This is a genomic window from Dermatobacter hominis, from assembly GCF_020715685.1.
In the GTDB taxonomy this organism is placed as follows: Bacteria; Actinomycetota; Acidimicrobiia; order Acidimicrobiales; family Microtrichaceae; genus Dermatobacter; species Dermatobacter hominis.
Genome location: NZ_CP085840.1, coordinates 1,327,898 through 1,345,439, shown reverse-complemented (window position 1 = coordinate 1,345,439; position 17,542 = coordinate 1,327,898). Strand labels below are relative to the sequence as shown.

Genomic DNA, 17,542 nt, shown 5'->3' with positions numbered 1-17,542 from the left:
TCCGGGCGGGGCGACCGGGCGCGTAGCCTCGTGACGTGACGACCGCGGACGATCGAGAGCGTGGCGCGCCGCTCGTCGCGGGACCTCGACCGGGCCGCCACCTCGCCCCTGCGACCCGAGGCCCGAGCGGCGATGGAGCCGTTCCTGTCCGACCGCTACGGCAATCCGAGCTCGGCCCACGCGCTGGGTCGCGACGCGGTGCGGGCCGTCGACGAGGCGCGGGAGCGTTTGGCGGACCTCCTCGGCTGCGCGCCCGACGAGGTCGTGCTCACCTCGGGCGGCACCGAGTCCGACGCCCACGCCGTCACCGGCGGCGTGCCGGTCCGGTCCGGGCGCGTGGTCTGCTCGGCCGTCGAGCACCCAGCGGTGCTGGGGTCGGTGCGGGCGATCGGCGGATCGACCGTCGCGGTCGACGCGACCGGGCGGGTCGACCTGGACGCCCTGGCCGACGAGCTCCGGGGGACCGAGGACGACCGCGCCGTCGAGCTCGTGTCGGTCATGGCGGCGAACAACGAGGTCGGCGCGGTCAACGACCTCCACGCGATGGCCGACGTCGTGGCCGCCCACGCTCCGCTCGCCGCCCTGCACACCGACGCCGTCCAGGCCGCGCCGTGGCTGGACCTGGCGCGCATCGCGGCGCCGGCCGGCCTCGTGTCCGTCTCGGCCCACAAGTTCGGCGGTCCGAAGGGCGTGGGCGCGCTCGTCGTCCGGCGCGGCGTGGCGATCCGGCCGCTGCTGCACGGGGGCGGCCAGGAGTGGGACCGGCGCTCGGGGACGACGAACGTGGCCGGGGTGGTCGGCATGGCAGCGGCGCTCGACGCCGTCGCCCGCGACCGGGCCGCGACGTCCGAGCGGGTCCGGGCGCTGCGGGACCGGCTGGCGGCCGGCCTGTGCGCGATCGACGGCGTGACCTGGACCGCGGCGGCGAGGGGCCCGGCGGGGCGGCCCGAGGTCGACCACCTGCTCCCGGGGACGCTGCACCTCCTGATCGACGACGTCGACAGCGAGCCGCTCCTGTTCCTCCTCGACCGGGCCGGGGTGCGGGCCTCGGCGTCGTCGGCCTGCGCGTCGGGCGCGGCGCGACCGTCCCACGTCCTCGCGGCGCTCCCCGGCGTCACCCTCGACGACCGCCGACGCGGGGCCCTGCGGCTGTCGCTCGGCCACGACGCCACGGCCGCCCAGGCGGACCACGCCCTGTCGGTGGTGACCGAGGCGGTCGCGCACCTCAGGGCCGCGTCGCCGACCGCGGCCGGCACGGCGGCGGGGGGACGCTGACGTGCGCGTGCTCGTCGCCATGTCGGGCGGCGTCGACTCGTCGGTGGCGGCGGCGCGGCTGCGCGACGCCGGCCACGACGTCGTCGGCGTGACCATGCGCCTGTGGGGCGGTCCGTCCGACACGGGGTGCTGCTCGGCCACCGAGGTCGCCGACGCCCGACGCGCCGCCGCCCAGCTCGGCGTCGACCACCACGTCTTCGACTTCTCGTCCGAGTTCGAGCGCCACGTCGTCGACCCGTACGTCGCCGACCATGCCGCCGGTCGCACGCCGAACCCGTGCGTCGAGTGCAACCGGCACCTCAAGTTCGACGTGCTGCTCCGACGCGCCGAGGTCTTGGGGTTCGACGCCGTCGCCACCGGCCACCACGCCCGGATCGCCGACGTGGTCGACGAGGGCGGGCGGTCGCGCCGCCGCATCGGCCGGGGCGCGGACCGGACCAAGGACCAGTCCTACGTGCTGCACCCGATCGTCGACGCCGACCTGGCTCGGGTGCTGCTCCCGATCGGCGACTCGAGCAAGGCCGACGTGCGGGCCGAGGCCGCCCGGCTCGGGCTCCGCACCGCGGCCAAGCCCGACAGCCAGGACGTCTGCTTCATCACGCGCGCCGACGGCCGGCGCGCCTTCCTCGAGGAGCGCATCGACCTGCACCCGGCCGACGTCGTCGACGAGGCCGGGCGGTCCGTCGGCCGCACCGACGCGGTGGAGCTGGTGACGATCGGACAGCGCAAGGGCCTCGGGCTCGCCGGCGGCGCCGATCGCCGGTTCGTGCTCGACGTCGACGTGGCGGCTGCCACCGTGACCGTCGGGCCCCCCGAGCACCTGCGCACCGACGACCTGCGCGTCGACGGCGTGCGGTGGGCGCCCGACGTGGCGACGGAGCACCTCGTCGGCACCGACGTCGCCGTGCAGTGCTCGGCGCACGGCTCGGTCGACGCCGCGACGGTGTCCGCGGCGGGCGGCGGCACGGTGGCGCTGCGGTGGCACGAGCCGAGGCGGCGCGTGGCCCCCGGCCAGTCCGTCGTCCTCTACGACCACGACGGCGACGACGCCACCGTCCTCGCCGGCGGCCTGGCCCGCTGAGCGGGCCGAGGTCGAACCCGTCCGGTCGCGCCGCTACGAGCGGCCGACGGCGATCCTGCGCTGCTCGGCCAGGGTGAGCAGGTCGCCGGGCCGCGACGGCGCCACGAGCACCGACGTGGCCTCGACCGGCTCGGTCACCGCACCTCGGCGGCTGGGTGCCGGCACGAGCTCGACGGGCTCGTTGAGGGCGGCCTCGAGGATGAGGCCCGACGCGCCGACCGTGAGGTCGAGCGCATCGGTGTCGGCCGGCGCGGGCCCCGAGCCGCACGATCGCCGTGCGCTTCAGGAGGATCGGCTCGGCCAGCGCCATGTCGTCGACGATCGTGACGCCCGCCGGCACGAGGACCAGCCACCGGCGGGCGAGGCGCGACAGCGCGCGGAAGCCGGCGACGGCGAGCACCGCGCCGACGACGCCGAGGACCGCGCCGCCGACCCACTGGCCCTGCACGAGCAGTGTCACCGCGACCGGGATCGGGACCGCGGTGCAGAGCCACACGGCCTCGATCGGGCCGATCAGCAGCGGGGTCGGGATGCGCAGGGCCACGCGCCGCTCGTCGCCGTAGGCCGAGCCGTTGATGAACCCGCTGCCGACGTCGGCCGACATGGCGACGACCGCGACGACCGCCGCGTTGGCCAGGCCCACCCACCCGAGCACGCCGGGCGCGTCGGAGATCGCCGCGACGACGCCGGCGACGAGGGGGAGCGGGGCCACGATCCGCAGGACGGTCAGGGCGTCGGGGAGCAGCACGAACGAGGCGAACAGGCCGACCGCCCACACGGCCCAGGCCGCCACCGCGAGCCCGGTGGCCCCGTCGGTGCCGGCGGACGCGTCGCCGAGCAGGCTGCCGACCGTGGCCGGCAGGACGATCCAGAGGGCGCGGGTGGCCCAGGTGAGGGGGGAGACGTGCACGGCCGTACAGACTTGCGCGGTTCGTCGGGCCACCGCTAGCAACGGTGCATGGCGGGAGGAGCCGATCTTGCCTTCGGCCTGGCTTCGTCGGTCGGGCCCGTCCCCTTCTCCTCGGCCGCGGACGCGGTCGACTTCGCGCTCCGGACCAACCCGCGGTTCCCGACCGTCCCGGTCACGTCCGATCCCGACGCCTCGCTGCTCTCGCAGTCGGTCCACGGCCTCGCAGGCGCGTCGGTCGTCGACGAGGCGCTGGTCGCCACCGGCCCGCTGGGCGACGTCGACGCCGCGACGGCCGCCGGGCGGCTGCTCGACGACCCCGCCTTCGAGGCGGTGCACGCGACGGCGGTCGCGCTCGCCGATCCAGACCTCGCCGCCCCGTCGGCGGTGCGGGTCCCGGTGCTCGGGCCGGTGACGCTGGCCCGGGCGCTCCGCTCCGCCGGCCACCCGCCCGCATCCGCGGACCGGGTCGCGGCGGCGATCGTCGCCGAGCGGTCGGTGGCGCTGCTGCAGGCGGTGCGGTCCGCCGGCGGTCGACGCGGTGCCGGGGACGGCGGGGGACCGGTCGTCGCGGTCGTCCTGTGCGAGCCCGGCCTCGTCGGCTCGATGCACCCGACCTTCCCGCTCCTGCCGGTCGAGATCCGCGACCTGCTCGACCCGGTCGTGGACGCCCTCGACGGCGCCGCCCCCGCCGACTCGCTGCTGATCGGCGTGCACGTGCCCGGGCCGTGCGACTGGCCGACGGTCATCGGCTCCGGCGCGTCGCTGCTCTGCGTGCCCGTCGACCGATCGCTCCTCGGCTGGTCGCCGCTGTTCGGCGACCTGCTCGAGCGCGGCGGGCGCCTGTGCTGGGGCGCGGTGCCGGTCGACCGGCCGATGGGCGCCTCGACCGACCCGCACTGGCGGCGGCTCGTCGGCCTGTGGACCTCGATGGTCGCCGACGGCGTCGACCCGATGCTCCTGCGCCTGCGGTCGTCGTTCTCGCCGGCCGACGGGCTCGGACACTTCGGACCGTCCCAGGCGGAGCTCGTGATGGAGCTGACCGTCGGGGTCGCCGAGCGGGTCGGCCACCAGGCCGTCGCCGCTCGCCTGTCGCTCGGCGCCTGAGCGGCGGGGAGCGGGGGCAGCGCCTGAGCGGCGGAGCTGCTCCGAGCACGTCGGCGGTGTCGGTGCCCACGGGTAGGGTGCCGCCCGTGGCCGCAGCGAAGGACGCCCCACCGACCGCCGGTGCCTCGCCCGACGAGGGCGGCGCCCTGCCCGCCGAGGCGATCGCCGAGATGGACCCGGCCGGTCGCATCGACGACCTGCGCGACCAGATCCGGGCGCACAACCGCAGCTACTACGAGCTCGACGCGCCCACGATCCCCGACGCCGACTACGACCTGCTCGTCCGGGAGCTCCAGGAGCTCGAGGCGCTCCACCCCGACCTGATCACGCCCGACAGCCCCACCCAGCAGGTGGGCGGGCCGACCTCGGCCCAGTTCGCACCGGTCACCCACGCAGTGCGGATGATGAGCCTCGACAACGCGATGGACCGCGACGAGCTGCGCGACTGGGGCGACCGCACCGCCCGCAAGCTGGCGTCGCTCGGGCTCGAGGGCGCGGTCCGCTACGTCTGCGAGCTCAAGATCGACGGCCTGGCCATGTCGCTCCGCTACGAGGGCGGTCGGTTCGTGCAGGCCGCCACCCGCGGCGACGGCCGCACGGGCGAGGACGTGACCGCCAACGTCGCCACCATCGGGGCCATCCCGGACCGGCTGGCCGACGGCGCGCCCGAGGTGCTCGAGGCGCGGGGCGAGGTGTACCTGCCGATCGATGCGTTCCAGCGCCTGCAGGCGCAGACGATCGCGGAGAACGAGGCGGCCGAGGCCGCGGGGCGCAAGGGCCGGCCGGTGCCGGTCAACCCCCGCAACGCCGGCGCCGGCTCGCTCCGCCAGAAGGACGCATCGGTGACCGCGTCGCGCGGTCTGTCGTTCTGGTGCTACCAGCTCGGCGAGATCGTCGGCGCAGAGGCGCCGCCCACGCACTCGGGCGCGCTGCAGTGGCTCCGCGAGCTCGGCCTGCCGGTGAACCCCGAGACCAAGGTGTTCGACTCGCTCGAGGAGGTCTACGACTTCTGCGCCCACTGGGTCGAGCACCGCCACGACCTCCCCTACGAGATCGACGGCGTGGTGGTGAAGGTCGACGACCTCGCCGTGCAGGCGGCGCTCGGGACCACCTCCAAAGCGCCGCGCTGGGCGATCGCGTACAAGCTGCCGCCCGAGGAGCGCACGACGGTCCTCCAGGACATCCAGGTGTCGATCGGCCGCACCGGCAAGGCGACGCCGTTCGCCGTGCTCGAGCCGGTCTTCGTCGGCGGCTCGACGGTCGGGCTGGCCACGCTCCACAACGAGGACCAGGTCAAGGTCAAGGACGTCCGCCCCGGCGACACGGTGATCGTGCGCAAGGCGGGCGACGTCATCCCCGAGGTCGTCGGACCCGTGCTCGAGCTCCGCCCGAAGGGCCTGCCCGAGTGGGAGTTCCCGAAGGAGTGCCCGTCGTGCGGCGGACCGCTGGTGCGCGAGGAGGGCGAGGCCCAGACGCGCTGCGTGAACCCGGACTGCCCGCAGAAGCGCCTGGCCCGGATCACGCACTTCGGCTCCCGCGGCGCCATGGACATCGAGGGCCTCGGCGAGCAGCAGGTGCAGCTGTTCCTCGAGCTCGGCCTCCTGCGCGACGTCGCCGACGTCTACTCGCTCGACTACGACCGCATCCTCGAACTGCCCCGCTACGGCGAGACGTCGGTGCGGAACCTCCGGAGCGCGATCGAGGCGTCGAAGCAGCGGCCGCTCGCCAACCTGCTCTTCGGCCTCAACATCGTGCACCTCGGCCAGGCGGGGGGAGAGGCGCTCGCCGAGGGGCTCGGCAGCCTGCAGGCGATCATGGACGCGTCGGTCGACGACATCGCCGCAGTCGACGGCGCGGGCCCGATCGTGGCGGCCTCGGTCCACGCGTTCTTCCAGGACCCGGCCAACCGGGAGCTGGTCGAGCGGCTCATCGCGGCGGGCGTCAACACCGAGGGGCCCGAGCGGTCGGTGCTCCCCCAGACGCTGGCCGGGCGCAGCATCGTGGTCACCGGCACGGTCCCGGGCTACAGCCGTGAGGACGCCGAGGCCGCGATCAAGGCCCGGGGCGGCAAGTCGCCGGGCAGCGTGTCCAAGAAGACGTTCGCCGTGGTCGTGGGCGAGGAGCCCGGTGCGTCCAAGGTGACCAAGGCGGAGTCGCTCGGCATCCCGATGGTGGAGGCCGACGGCTTCGAGGCGCTGCTGACGACCGGCGAGCTCCCCGGATGACCGCGGGGACGACGACCAAGGGGGACATGGGGTGAGCACCCGAGCGGTGATCTTCGACTTCGGCGGCGTGTTCATCGACTCGCCGTTCGACGCGCTCGTCGCGGCGGCCGAGCAGCGGGACCTGGACCCGCAGCACCTGCTCGACGTCGTGTTCGGCCCCTACGACCAGGACACGGACCACCCGTGGCACCGCCTCGAGCGGGGCGAGATCTCGGTCGTCGAGGCACGCGACGAGATCGTCGCCGCGTCGGTCGCCGACGGCGGCCCCGAGGTCGACCCGTTCGTGCTCCTGGCCGAGTTGTCGGGCAGCGAGATCCGCCACGACGTCGTCGACTACTGCCGCAGCCTGCGGGACGCCGGCCTCACGACCGGCCTCCTCACGAACAACGCCAAGGAGTTCGAGACGTTCTGGCGGCCGCTGCTCCCGCTCGACGAGCTGTTCGACGACGTCGTCGACTCCTCCGCGGTCGGGCTGCGCAAGCCCGACGCCCGCATCTACGAGCTGTCGCTGTCGCGGCTCGGCGTCGACGCGGCGGATGCCGTGTTCATCGACGACGCGGCCGGCAACGTCGAGGGCGCCCGGGCCGTGGGCATGCAGGCCGTGCTGATCGGCCCGCACCGCAGCGACGTGCCCGCCGCGCTCGCCCAGCTGCGCGACATCGTCGGCCGCTAGCGCCCTGCGGGGCCCGCCGAGCGGCCGGCTGCGTCAGGTGACGTCGAAGCACCAGTTGGTGGGCTTGGCTGTCCGCTCCCCGTCGACCGCCTCCCACACCATGGCGGTGACGCAGTTGCGGCCGCTGGGCAGCGCCGTGACCGGCCGGCCGTCGCCCGGCGTGAACTGCACCAGCCCCGTGCCGAGCTGCTTGACCAGGCCGTCGGCCGCGGTCTTGATCTCCTTGCCGTCCACGATCAGGTAGGCGTCGTAGCCGGCGGCGACGTCGATCCCGATCGTCGCCTGGCTCAGGATCTCGCTGCCCGACGCCGGCACCAGCCGGTCGACGTACTCGGGGAGCGTCTCCGAGGTGCGGTCGCCGCCGGTGCTGGCGACCATGACCGCGACGACGATGCCGGCCAGGGCGCCGACCACGAGCAGGGCCATGATCGTGTACGCCCAGCGGTCGGGGAGCTCCCGGCGGGTGCGCCGCGGCGCGGGTCCGTCGCCGGTCGAGAGGGCGAGCTGCTCGTCGGTCATCGTCCGTCCGTTCTACTCGGTCGTGCCCGTGCGCCCACAGCGGGGCTGAGGAGGCTCCCCGGGCCGGCGCGCGCCCGGCGGTACCATCCAGAGGTCGTGTCGACCTCCCACCTCAGCAGCGCGGAGATCGGGCGCGAGCTGGGCGGGCGGTACCGCCTGGTGGCGCCGATCGGGATCGGGACGTCGTCGCGCGTCTTCCTGGCGGTCGACACCCAGCTGCGCCGCCGGGTCGCGGTCAAGCTGCTCCACGCCGCGCTCGCCGCGGACGACGCGTTCCTCCGCCGGTTCCGGGCCGAGGCCCGCGCCGCCGGTGCGCTCAGCCACCCAAACATCGTGGCGGTCTACGACTGGGGCGAGGACGAGACCGACGAGGGCGTCGTCCCCTTCCTCGTGACCGAGTACCTGGGCGGGGGCAGCCTGCGCCGGATCCTCGACCGGGGTCGCCCGCTGAGCCCGAGCCAGGCGCTGATCGTCGGCCTCGACACGGCCCGGGCGCTCGGCCACGCCCACCGCCGTGGCCTGATCCACCGGGACGTGAAGCCCGGCAACCTGCTGTTCGACACCGGGGGCCGCCTGCGGCTGGCCGACTTCGGCCTCGCCCGCGCGCTGGCCGAGGCGGCATGGACCGAGCCCACCGGCACCATGCTCGGCACCGCCCGCTACGCATCGCCGGAGCAGGCGCAGGGGCGGCGGCTCGACGGCCGCTCCGACGTCTACAGCCTCGCCCTCGTGATGGTCGAGTGCGCGACCGGTCAGGTGCCCTTCGCCGCCGACACGACGACCGGCACCCTGGCGCTGCGGACGCAGTCGGACCTGCCCGTCCCTGACGAGCTGGGCGGTCTGCGCAGGACGATCGAGCGCGCCGGGCGGCTCGACCCCGAGGAGCGGCCCGACGCCGACGAGCTCGAGATCTCGTTGATGGCCGCGGCCGAGTCGATGCCCCGCCCGGACCCGCTGCCGCTCGTGGCGACGCTCGACGAGGCCGAGATCACGGCGGAGCTCCGGTTCGTCGAGGGGATCGGCGGGCTCGGCGCGGTGGCGGTGCTCAGCGACCACGACGACGACGTCGCCGAGACCGACGACGGCCCGGACGACGGCTCGGCCGCTGGCCCCGACGGCGCCTCGACCGACCCGACCGAACCGACCGACCCGACCGAACCGGCGGGCCCGAGGGGCGACGCCGACGCCGACCCCGCGGGGCCCGCCGGGACGGACGTGGCCTCGACGGCCCCGGCCGACGAGCCGATCGTGCTCGAGCGCACCCCGATCGTGGTCGCCGAGGAGCACCACCTGTTGGCCGCGTCGCGGCCGGCGTCGTTCGGGCGCGTCGAGCCGTTCGTGCCCGCGGCGGCGACCGAGGACCCGGACGGCGCGGGCACGTCGGCGGATCCCGTCGCTCCCACCGCAACGGCGCGGCGGCGCCGCTGGCCGAGGCGCCTCCTGCTGGCGCTCGCGGTGCTGGCGGCGCTCGGCGGTGTCGCGGCCTGGTGGTTCCTCATCCGCGTGCCCGTCCACGACGTGCCCGACCTGGTCGGCAAGGACGTCGGCGAGGTCCGTGCGGTCGCCCAGGACAACGGCTGGCGGCTCGACGACGACACGGTGGTGCGCGTCGACGACACGCGGCCCGGCCAGGTCGTCGAGCAGTCGCCCGGCGCCGGCACCGGCCTCGCCGAGGGCGAGACGCTCGCGGTCACCGTGTCGCTCGGTCCGTCGCTCGTCGGGGTGCCGGCCGTCGAGGGCCACCCCGAGGCGCAGGCCCGGTCCGAGATCGAGGCGGCCGGCCTGGTGGCCGGACCCGCGACCACCCGGAACGACGAGACCGTGCCCGCCGGTGCCGTGATCTCCGCCGGCCCTGCACCGGGCCAGGAGGCCCCCGCCGCGGACGGCACCGTGCCCAAGGGGACCGAGCTCGCGCTCGTCGTGTCGAGCGGTCCGGCGCCGCGGACCGTGCCCGACGGCCTGACCGGCATCGCCGTCGGCGACGCACGGGCCAAGCTCGCCGCGGTCCAGCTGTCGGCCGACGTGCAGGAGACCTTCGACGAGGCCGTGCCCGCGGGGATCGTCATCTCCGCCGGCACGCCGCCGGGCACGAGCGTGGGGCGCGACACCGCGGTCCCGCTGGTCGTGTCGAAGGGTCCGGCCCCGATCGTGGTCCCGGCGGTGACGGGCATGACCGGCACCGCTGCTGCCGCCGCGCTGCAGGCCGCCGGCTTCGGCGTCTCGGGCATCGAGGGCTCGCCGTCGGGCGTGGTGCTGGCGACTGACCCGCCCGCGGGCGAGACCCACCCCCGCGGATCGCCCGTGCGGATCTTCACCCGCAGTTGAAGCGGCCGCGAGCCCCGACGGCGGGCGGCTGCGTTCGAAGTGCTGCGGTCGCGTTGCGGTCGTGTGTCGCCAGGGGCCCCTCGGGGTCACATTCCTTGCCCGAGATCCACCACCTGCCGCGTCTGCGCGTTTACGTTGAGCGTCAACGCCGGATCCGTTGGGGTGGTCAGCCGTACGTGGTGTTCCCCAGCCGCCGCGAGTGGCGGCCACCCCAACCGATCCGGCGTTGCGCGTCCGACCACCGTCCGGACGGAGGACTAGGTTCGCCGGGCCATGTCTCCCCGCCGCACCGGACCACCAGCGGAGGGCGGAGGGTCCGGGGCCGACGGCGCTGACGGCACCCTCATCGGGCCCGACACCCACGACCCCATCACCGACGTCGCGGTCGAGGCCCCCGGGGTCGACGAGGAGCCGGTCGTCCCCTGGTCGATGCTGCTCCGGCGCCGCGAGACCGGCCCGGACGGATCCCGAGGGGAGCGGACCGGCAGCAGCAACGCGTGGCTCGTCACGTGGACGGTGCTCTTCGGCGCCTTCTGGGTCTCGAGCACGATCACGATCCTGGCGGTCAGCCGCCCGACGATCGCCGAGGACCTCGGCGCCTCGGTCGAGTCGCTCGTCTGGCTGATCTCGGGTCCGACGATCGCGGTCGCGCTGACCGGCACGACGGCGGGGAAGCTCGGCGACCTCCACGGCCACCGGCGCGTCTACCTGATCGGCATGGCGGGCGCGACCGTGTTCGTCGGGCTGACGGCCCTGGCCTGGTCCGGTCCGTCGCTGATCGCCTTCCGGGTGCTCGGTGCCACGATCGGCGCGGCGACCGGCCCCAGCTCGCTCGCGCTCATCAACCGGATGTTCACGCCCGAGCGACGGTCCCGGGCGCTCGGCTTCTGGTCGCTCGTCGTGGCCGGCGGTCCCGTGGTCGGCCTGGTCGTGGGCGGTCCGCTCGTCGAGGCGTTCGGGTGGCGGGTGATCTTCGCGGTGCAGGCCCCGCTGCTCGCCGCGGCGACCGTCGTGGCGTTCGTCGTGCTGCCCGACACCGGCCGACGTCGCGACGTGCACTTCGACATCCGCGGCCAGCTGTGCCTGACCCTCACGCTCGCCGGCCTGCTGGTCGGCATCGACCGGGCCGCGGCGTGGGGGATCGGGAACCCGTGGGTGCTGGCGTCCTTCTCGCTGGTGCCGATCGGCCTGGCTGCGTTCGTCCGGGTGGAGCGGACCACCGAGCACCCGCTCATCCCGCTGCACTGGTTCGCCCGGCGCAGCTTCGCGGTCCCGGTCGGCGTCTCGTTCTTCATGCAGTTCGGCTACATGGGCGGCTTCATCCTCACCCCGCTGCTCCTCGAGGAGGTGCGCGACCTCGACGCGGACGTCGTGGCGCTGATCATGGTGCCGCGCCCCCTCACGTTCGCCATCGCCGGACCGCTCGCCGGCTACCTCGTCGGCCGGGTGTCGACCCGCTCGACGATCGTCGCCGGCACCGCGTCGCTGACGCTGTCCATGGTGGTCTTCGCGCTCGTCGCCTCGGACCCGGGCACCGCCATCGTCGTCCTCGCCCTGACGCTGTCGGGCATCGGGGTCGGCGCGGCCCAGCCCGGCATCGCCGCGTCGGTGGCCAACTCGGTGGCCAACGCCGACCTGGGGATCGCGGGCGCGACGCAGCAGCTCGTGTCGCAGGTGGGCACGACGCTCGGCATGAACGTGCTCGAGGCGGTGGAGCTCGTGACCAGGGACGTCGAGGGGAGCGGCGGGTCCTACTCGGTGGCGTACGGCGTCGGCGCGGTGGTCACCGGGATCGGGCTCGCGCTGTCGTTCCTGATGCCGGGCGACCGGCGCGGCGCCAGCGGAGAGATGGCGCCGCCCTGACGCGCCGCGGCCCGCTCCCGGAGGAGCGGGCCGGCGGCGTCGGCGAGGTGGCGCGTGCCCTACTCGGTGATCTCCTGGATCGCAGCGGCGACCTTGGCCGCCGTGTCGTCCTGGGCGCCTCCGGGCTGCTGCATGGCCATGAGCTTGGTCATGTCGCCCTGGACCTTGACCTTGCCCGCCATGAACGCCTGCATCCCGGCCTGGGGGTTGCCGTCGACCAGGATCGCCTTGGCCGTCGCGTAGTCGAGCGTGACGGTGAGGTCGGGGTTCTCCAGGTGGCCGAGGTCCATCTCGATCTCGCCGCTGGAGGTGTCCATGTGGGCGTTGACGGTGCCGTCGCCGAAGGGCACCTCGGTGATGACCTGGTTCATGCGGACCGAGTGGGCGGGTGCCGCGGCGTCGGTGTCGAACTGCTCGCGGATGCGCTTGGCCTCCTCGATCCACTCCGGGGTCAGGAACTGGTACTTGGGCACGACGCCCCCCTTGTGTCGATTGATCTCCCCGCCGCTCCCGACGGACGGCGCGCAGCGTAGCGGCGCCGACCGGCCTGCGGCGGTGACGGACCTCAGCAACCGGGCATCGAGCGTCCGGTCGGTCCCCGGCGCGCCGGTACCTTCGGGGCCGTGAGCCAGCCGTTCGATCCCCAGCTGCCCCCGTCGGGCCCGCCGACGCCGCCGCCGTTCCCGCCGCCGGCGCCCCCGCCCGTGCCGCCGGCCGCCCCGCCCTCGTCCGCACCTGCGAGCCCGCCGCCGTACGGCGCGCCGCCCGCGGCCCCGCCGCCGTACACCTCGTCCGCGCCCGGTGGCGGCTGGGGAGGGTCGGCCACGACGCCCCCCGACGGGCCGTCACCCACCCCCGCCGGCCCCGGTGGCGGTGCCGGCCGCAGCACCAAGCTCGTCATCGGCCTGCTCGTCGTGGCGATCATCGCCGTGCTGACGGTCGGCGTCGTCGTGCTCGTGGGCGGCGGCGACGACGGAGGTGACGGCGACCAGGCCGGTCCCGAGCTCGCCCCCGACGAGGACCGGACGGTCCGGCCCGAGTCCCTCCCGGCCGCGGCGTCCCGGATCGAGGTCCAGGGCGCGTCCGAGGGCCCCTACGGCGAGGACATGCGCGCCGCCATCGCCGACGTCGACGGGTACTGGAAGCGGGAGTTCGAGCCCACCTTCGGGATCCCGTACGAGACCGTGTCCGGCGGCTTCTTCGCCGTCACCGAGGACGACCGCCAGATCCCCTGCACCGAGTCGGCGAGCGACGTCGAGGGCAACGCCTTCTACTGCCGAGCGAGGACGTCGTGGCCTGGGACGCCGACGACCTGATCCCGCACATGGTCGAGAGCTACGGGCCGCTCGGGCTCGGGCTCGTCATCGCCCACGAATGGGGCCACGCGGTGCAGGCCCGCGCCGGCGAGACCGAGGAGACGCCGGTGCTCGTGCTCGAGCAGCAGGCCGACTGCTACGCGGGGGCGTGGGTCGCCGACGTCGAGGAGGGCGGCGACGACCGCTACTTCGTGGTCGACGACCGCACCCTCGACCTCGCGCTCGCCGGCTTCCTCGAGCTGCGCGACACCCCGGGCACCACCCGCGCCGATGCCGGTGCGCACGGCACCGCGTTCGACCGCATGCGGGCGTTCCAGGAGGGCGTCGACGGGGGCGCGACGGTGTGCGGCTACACGGCCGAGGACCTGTCGCCGCGGCTCGTCGACCTGCCGTTCACCGATCAGGCCGACTTCGACTCGGGCGGCAACCTGGCCCTGGACGACGCGTTCGACCTCACGGTCGCTGACCTCGAGGACTTCTGGACGAACGCCTGGCCGTCGGTCGGAGGCGAGGGGACCTTCGAGCTGCCCGAGGTCAAGGTGTTCGCCGAGGCCCAGCGGCCCGACTGCGACGAACCGGTCGGGCTGTCCGACGAGGTCTTCTACTGCCCGGACGACAACCGCCTCGCCGTGCAGGACGACGGCCTCGTGGCCGAGCTCCACGAGCGGATCGGTGACTACGCCCTCAGCCAGGTGATCGGTTCGGGGTACTCCCTGGCCGCGATGCACCAGCTCGGCGTGCTCGAGGGCACGTCCGCGGCGACGACCCGGACCGCGGACTGCCTGGCCGGCGTGTGGTCCGCCTCGGTGTTCTCGCAGAACCGTGAGACGGCGCAGCTGCGGCTCTCGCCCGGTGACCTCGACGAGGCGGTATCGGCGCTGCTCGCCACCGCGGACCACCAGAAGGGATCGCGGACCGGCAGCGGCGCCTCCCGCGTCGAGGCGTATCGTGACGGGTTCATGGAGGGGGCGGACGCCTGCCTGGGCTGAGCGGCCCCGACGGCCCGCCCCGGACCGGCGCCGAGCGCCGACGCGACCACCTGGAGCAGCACATGGCCGACCAGCATCCGATCCTGCCCGGGGCGGAGCCCCTCAGCGTCGCCGGCGGCCCCGTGGGCGTGCTCGTGCTGCACGGCTTCACCGGCAACCCGAGCTCGATGAGGGGTCTCGCCGAGGCGTTCGCCGCGGCCGGCCACACCGTCGAGATGCCGAGGCTCCCCGGTCACGGCACGCACATCGACGACATGCTCGCCACGTCGTGGGCCGACTGGTCCGCCCACGCCGAGGAGGTGCTGATCGACCTCGAGTCGCGCACCGAGCAGGTCGTCGTCGCGGGCCTGTCGATGGGCGGCTCGCTCACCGCGTGGCTGGCCACCCGCCACCCCGAGCTGTCGGGGATCATCTGCATCAACCCGGCGATCGCGCCGCGCGACGACATGCTGGCGATCGTGTCCGAGATGGTGGCCGCCGGCGAGACCGTGATGGACGGCATCGGCTCCGACGTGGCCGACCCCGACGTCGAGGAGTCCGCGTACCCCCAGACGCCGCTCGCGCCGCTGGTGTCGATGTTCGAGGTCGCGAACGAGATCGTGCCCGACCTCGCCAAGATCGAGTGCCCGCTGCTGCTGTTCACCAGCCCCGAGGACCACGTGGTGCCCGCCACCGACAGCGACGTCCTGGCCGAGGCGGTGTCGGGACCCGTGGAGCGGGTGCGCTGCGATCGCAGCTACCACGTCGCGACCGTCGACTTCGACAAGGACCTGATCATCGAGCGGTCCCTCGAGTTCGTCGACCGCGTCACGGGCTGAGCGCCCGGACCGGGCACGGACGCGGGACGGCCCGCCGGATGACCGGCGGGCCGTCGTTCGGTCAGGTTGTCGTGCACCCCGTGGGGTGCCGGGTCCGTCAGGCCTGGGCGACCCGACGGCGAGCGGCCAGGATCGCACCACCGGCGACCACGGCGACTCCGCCGACGGCGGAGAGGAGGACCACGTCGCTGCCGGTGAAGGCGAGGGAGTTGGCCTCGGCGGAACCCGAGGAACCGGTCGACGCAGAAGCGGCGGCGGGAAGCTCGGCGGTACGGGACTCGGTGTTGGAGAGCACGTACGCGTCGGACGAGTCATCCTGCGCGCTGGCCACACCGGCCAGAGCGAAGAGGGACCCAGCGACGAATGCGAAACCCACCAGCAGGTATCGAAGACTGTTGCGCATGTCAGGAAGGTAGCACCCGACTTCGCGGGGTTGGAGCATGAAGAAGTACCCAATCGCGGAGGCAAGTTACGCAATTGCGATTTCGACCACGAGGGGTCGTCCGACGGTCGCGGAGGGCGCGAATTCAGGTCCCGTCGAGGTCGACGGAGCGGGGTTTCCGGTCCTTCCACGAGTCCCCGTCCGCGGTCCACACGACCGGTGGGACCCGCGCCGACGGCAGCACGACGACCTCGTCGGTCGCGTCCGGCAGGTCGAACTGGAACGTGATCGTCGTCGACTGGCCTCGGCGCAGGTCGATCCTCGTCGCGAGCAGGCGTGAGGTCGGACCGTCCTCTCCGGAGAGGAAGAGGTCGGCGCCCTCGGTCGCCGGCGCGGTGGCGCTCTTCGGCACCGTGAGCGCCAGCACGCCGACGTACTGGCCCGGTTCCACGTCGAGGCCCGGGTAGGGCCCGCCCACGTAGCGCGGCAGGTTCTCCGGCGCCGCGTTGGTGGCGGTGACCGCGACCGAGACGCGGCGGTGGTCGCCCTCGGTCGTCCAGCGCATGTCGGCGGCGACCTGGAGGAACTGGTCGAGCTTGTTGCCGCCGCGGTTCAGGATCGACAGCAGCAGCCCGTTGCCGGGCAGGGCGCCGCTGGCGTCGAGCGCCTCCCACCCCGCCTGCTCGACCGGGTCGCTCGACCAGATGAGCAGGTGCCGACCCCGGCCGGCCGACTGCACGGCCTGGAGGAGCTGACCCGGCTCGTAGCCCCGCTCGTTCAGCGCCGCGAACACGGCCTGGCCCACGGTGGAGAGCCGGTCGCGCCGCTCGTCGACGGAGCCCGACCCGAGGTACTGCTGCAGCAGCAGGCTGGTCAGCACGTTGTCCGCGCTGATCGAGGTGACCGTGCCGTCCGCCTCGGTGATCTCGACCGGGCCGACGAGCTCCAGCATGCGCTGCAGGCCCACGACGTCCATCGCGATCACGCCGTCGACCGGCGCGTGGCCCGAGGCCGCCCACATGTCGGCCGCCATGCGGGCGCTCTCGCCGAAGCGGGGCGTGGCGTTGATGTTGCGCCACTCCCGGTCGGGCTGGAGCCAGCTCCACAGCGCCTGCACGTCGGGGTCGACCGTCGTGCCGGGCGCGTCGAGCACCATCTGCGCCGTCGGCTGCAGCTCCGTCATGGCGAACCGTCCGGCGTCGACGTGCAGCTCGCCCGCCTGCAGGTACATGCCGGAGCCGGCGCGCATCTCGGCGTTGTTGGCCGCCAGCACCAGGTAGTTGCTCGGCCCCTTGATGAACTGGTTGACGCCGGTGACGCCGGTCAGGGCCCGGTCGACCGTGCCGTTCAAGCGGTCCGACTCCTCGGCGAAGCGGTCGTAGGCCTCGGCCAGCGGCCCGATCAGTCCCTTCTTCGGACCGAGGTCGGGGTCGGCGATGGCATCGGCGAGCTCGGTGAGCACCACCTGCGTGCGGTCGCCGGCGGCGAGGCGGGCCTCGGGCGTGCTCGTGTCCATCGCGGCCACGTCGCTGAGCGAGCGGAAGGCGGTGAGCGAGGCCTCGGTGCTCGACGCCGCCGACCCGCTGAGCGCGGACACCGAGCGGATCTGGCGTCCCAGCACCGGCACGACCTTCAGCGGCGCGACGAGCGGCGAGTCGGCGGCGTCGCTCGCCGAGCGGAAGGCGTCGGCGGCCGTCGCGAGCTCGGCCTGCACCTCCTGCGCCTCGGGGTCGTCGGGGGTGCCGACCGAGTCGACGAAGGAGCCGAGGTCGCCCGTCGACAGGTCGCTCACCCGCTGCAGGGCGTCGACGCCGCGCTGGGCGTCGGCCGCCGCGGTCACGAGTCGGAAGGCCACGAACCCCAGCCAGAGCACGAGCAGGACCGCCACGACGCCGAGGACCGTCGGCCACCGCCGCCGGCGGCGCGCCCGGCGGACCGGCGCAGGGGCGGCGTCGTCGGGCCCGGCCGGGTCGTCGACCGGCGGGCTCGCTCCGTCGTCGGCGTGGTCGGCGTCGTCCGCGGGGTCCGCGGCGTCGTCGGGGGTCTCCGGCACGAGGACCCA

Annotated in this window: 15 protein-coding genes; 11 read left to right on the top strand and 4 right to left on the bottom strand. The window is 74.5% G+C overall.

Annotated elements, in window-relative coordinates; genetic code table 11:
* Positions 1-60: 60 nt before the first annotated feature.
* From LH044_RS06240 to LH044_RS06215, 6 genes are all read left to right on the top strand, one after another.
* Positions 61-1,275, top strand: coding sequence for a cysteine desulfurase family protein (locus LH044_RS06240; RefSeq protein ID WP_227758938.1), 1,215 nt, complete (start codon positions 61-63; stop codon positions 1,273-1,275).
* 1 nt (position 1,276) lies between these two features.
* Complete coding sequence (gene mnmA / locus LH044_RS06235) at positions 1,277-2,356, top strand: tRNA 2-thiouridine(34) synthase MnmA (RefSeq protein WP_227758937.1); 1,080 nt, start codon at positions 1,277-1,279, stop codon at positions 2,354-2,356.
* A 220-nt stretch (positions 2,357-2,576) separates the two neighbouring features.
* Positions 2,577-3,305: a hypothetical protein gene (locus tag LH044_RS06230; protein WP_227758936.1), complete on the top strand. Its 729-nt coding sequence runs from the start codon at positions 2,577-2,579 to the stop codon at positions 3,303-3,305.
* Between the two features lie 9 nt (positions 3,306-3,314).
* Positions 3,315-4,370, top strand: coding sequence for a uroporphyrinogen decarboxylase/cobalamine-independent methonine synthase family protein (locus LH044_RS06225; protein WP_227758935.1), 1,056 nt, complete (start codon positions 3,315-3,317; stop codon positions 4,368-4,370).
* A gap of 86 nt (positions 4,371-4,456) precedes the next feature.
* On the top strand, positions 4,457-6,595 hold the full coding sequence (gene ligA / locus LH044_RS06220; protein WP_227758934.1) for an NAD-dependent DNA ligase LigA: 2,139 nt from the start codon (positions 4,457-4,459) through the stop codon (positions 6,593-6,595).
* A 31-nt stretch (positions 6,596-6,626) separates the two neighbouring features.
* Entirely contained in the window at positions 6,627-7,268 is a 642-nt protein-coding gene (locus LH044_RS06215) for an HAD family hydrolase (RefSeq protein WP_227758933.1), read from the top strand.
* 33 nt (positions 7,269-7,301) lie between these two features.
* On the opposite strand, the gene LH044_RS06210 is transcribed toward LH044_RS06215, so the two are convergent.
* The gene (locus tag LH044_RS06210; protein ID WP_227758932.1) at positions 7,302-7,787 is read right to left on the bottom strand and encodes a hypothetical protein; all 486 of its coding nucleotides are present in this window, start codon (positions 7,785-7,787) and stop codon (positions 7,302-7,304) included.
* A gap of 96 nt (positions 7,788-7,883) precedes the next feature.
* On the opposite strand from LH044_RS06210, the gene LH044_RS06205 reads away from it, so the two are divergent.
* Together LH044_RS06205 and LH044_RS06200 are read left to right on the top strand one after the other, a co-directional pair.
* On the top strand, positions 7,884-10,112 hold the full coding sequence (locus tag LH044_RS06205) for a protein kinase domain-containing protein (RefSeq protein WP_227758931.1): 2,229 nt from the start codon (positions 7,884-7,886) through the stop codon (positions 10,110-10,112).
* 273 nt (positions 10,113-10,385) lie between these two features.
* Positions 10,386-11,975 carry an MFS transporter gene (locus LH044_RS06200; RefSeq protein ID WP_227758930.1) on the top strand — a complete coding sequence of 530 codons (1,590 nt, stop codon included), beginning with the start codon at positions 10,386-10,388 and terminating at the stop codon, positions 11,973-11,975.
* Between the two features lie 59 nt (positions 11,976-12,034).
* Here the strand turns inward: LH044_RS06200 and LH044_RS06195 are convergent, their stop codons facing one another.
* On the bottom strand, positions 12,035-12,448 hold the full coding sequence (locus LH044_RS06195) for an SCP2 sterol-binding domain-containing protein (protein WP_227758929.1): 414 nt from the start codon (positions 12,446-12,448) through the stop codon (positions 12,035-12,037).
* 150 nt (positions 12,449-12,598) lie between these two features.
* On the opposite strand from LH044_RS06195, the gene LH044_RS06190 reads away from it, so the two are divergent.
* The 3 genes from LH044_RS06190 (at position 12,599) to LH044_RS06180 (ending at position 15,098) form a co-directional block, all read left to right on the top strand.
* Positions 12,599-13,291, top strand: a complete 693-nt coding sequence (locus LH044_RS06190) for a hypothetical protein (protein WP_227758928.1) — start codon at positions 12,599-12,601, stop codon at positions 13,289-13,291.
* Entirely contained in the window at positions 13,267-14,280 is a 1,014-nt protein-coding gene (locus tag LH044_RS06185; RefSeq protein WP_227758927.1) for a neutral zinc metallopeptidase, read from the top strand. The genes LH044_RS06190 and LH044_RS06185 overlap by 25 nt, the downstream gene beginning before the upstream one ends.
* A 62-nt stretch (positions 14,281-14,342) precedes the next feature.
* Positions 14,343-15,098, top strand: a complete 756-nt coding sequence (locus LH044_RS06180; protein WP_227758926.1) for an alpha/beta hydrolase — start codon at positions 14,343-14,345, stop codon at positions 15,096-15,098.
* Positions 15,099-15,195: 97 nt separating this feature from the next.
* Here LH044_RS06180 and LH044_RS06175 read toward each other — a convergent pair whose 3' ends face one another.
* Positions 15,196-15,501, bottom strand: coding sequence for a hypothetical protein (locus LH044_RS06175; protein ID WP_227758925.1), 306 nt, complete (start codon positions 15,499-15,501; stop codon positions 15,196-15,198).
* Positions 15,502-15,625: 124 nt separating this feature from the next.
* A complete protein-coding gene (locus tag LH044_RS06170; protein WP_227758924.1) occupies positions 15,626-17,533 on the bottom strand; it encodes a DUF4012 domain-containing protein in 1,908 nt (635 codons plus the stop codon).
* Between the last annotated feature and the right edge of the window lie 9 nt (positions 17,534-17,542).

Bases quoted from the DNA above. Each gene is read 5' to 3' on its own strand.
- LH044_RS06175 (WP_227758925.1), bottom strand. From the start codon at position 15,501: ATGCGCAACAGTCTTCGATACCTGCTGGTGGGTTTCGCATTCGTCGCT.
- LH044_RS06200 (WP_227758930.1), top strand. From the start codon at position 10,386: ATGTCTCCCCGCCGCACCGGACCACCAGCGGAGGGCGGAGGGTCCGGG.
- LH044_RS06225 (WP_227758935.1), top strand. From the start codon at position 3,315: ATGGCGGGAGGAGCCGATCTTGCCTTCGGCCTGGCTTCGTCGGTCGGG.
- LH044_RS06210 (WP_227758932.1), bottom strand. From the start codon at position 7,787: ATGACCGACGAGCAGCTCGCCCTCTCGACCGGCGACGGACCCGCGCCG.
- LH044_RS06180 (WP_227758926.1), top strand. From the start codon at position 14,343: ATGGCCGACCAGCATCCGATCCTGCCCGGGGCGGAGCCCCTCAGCGTC.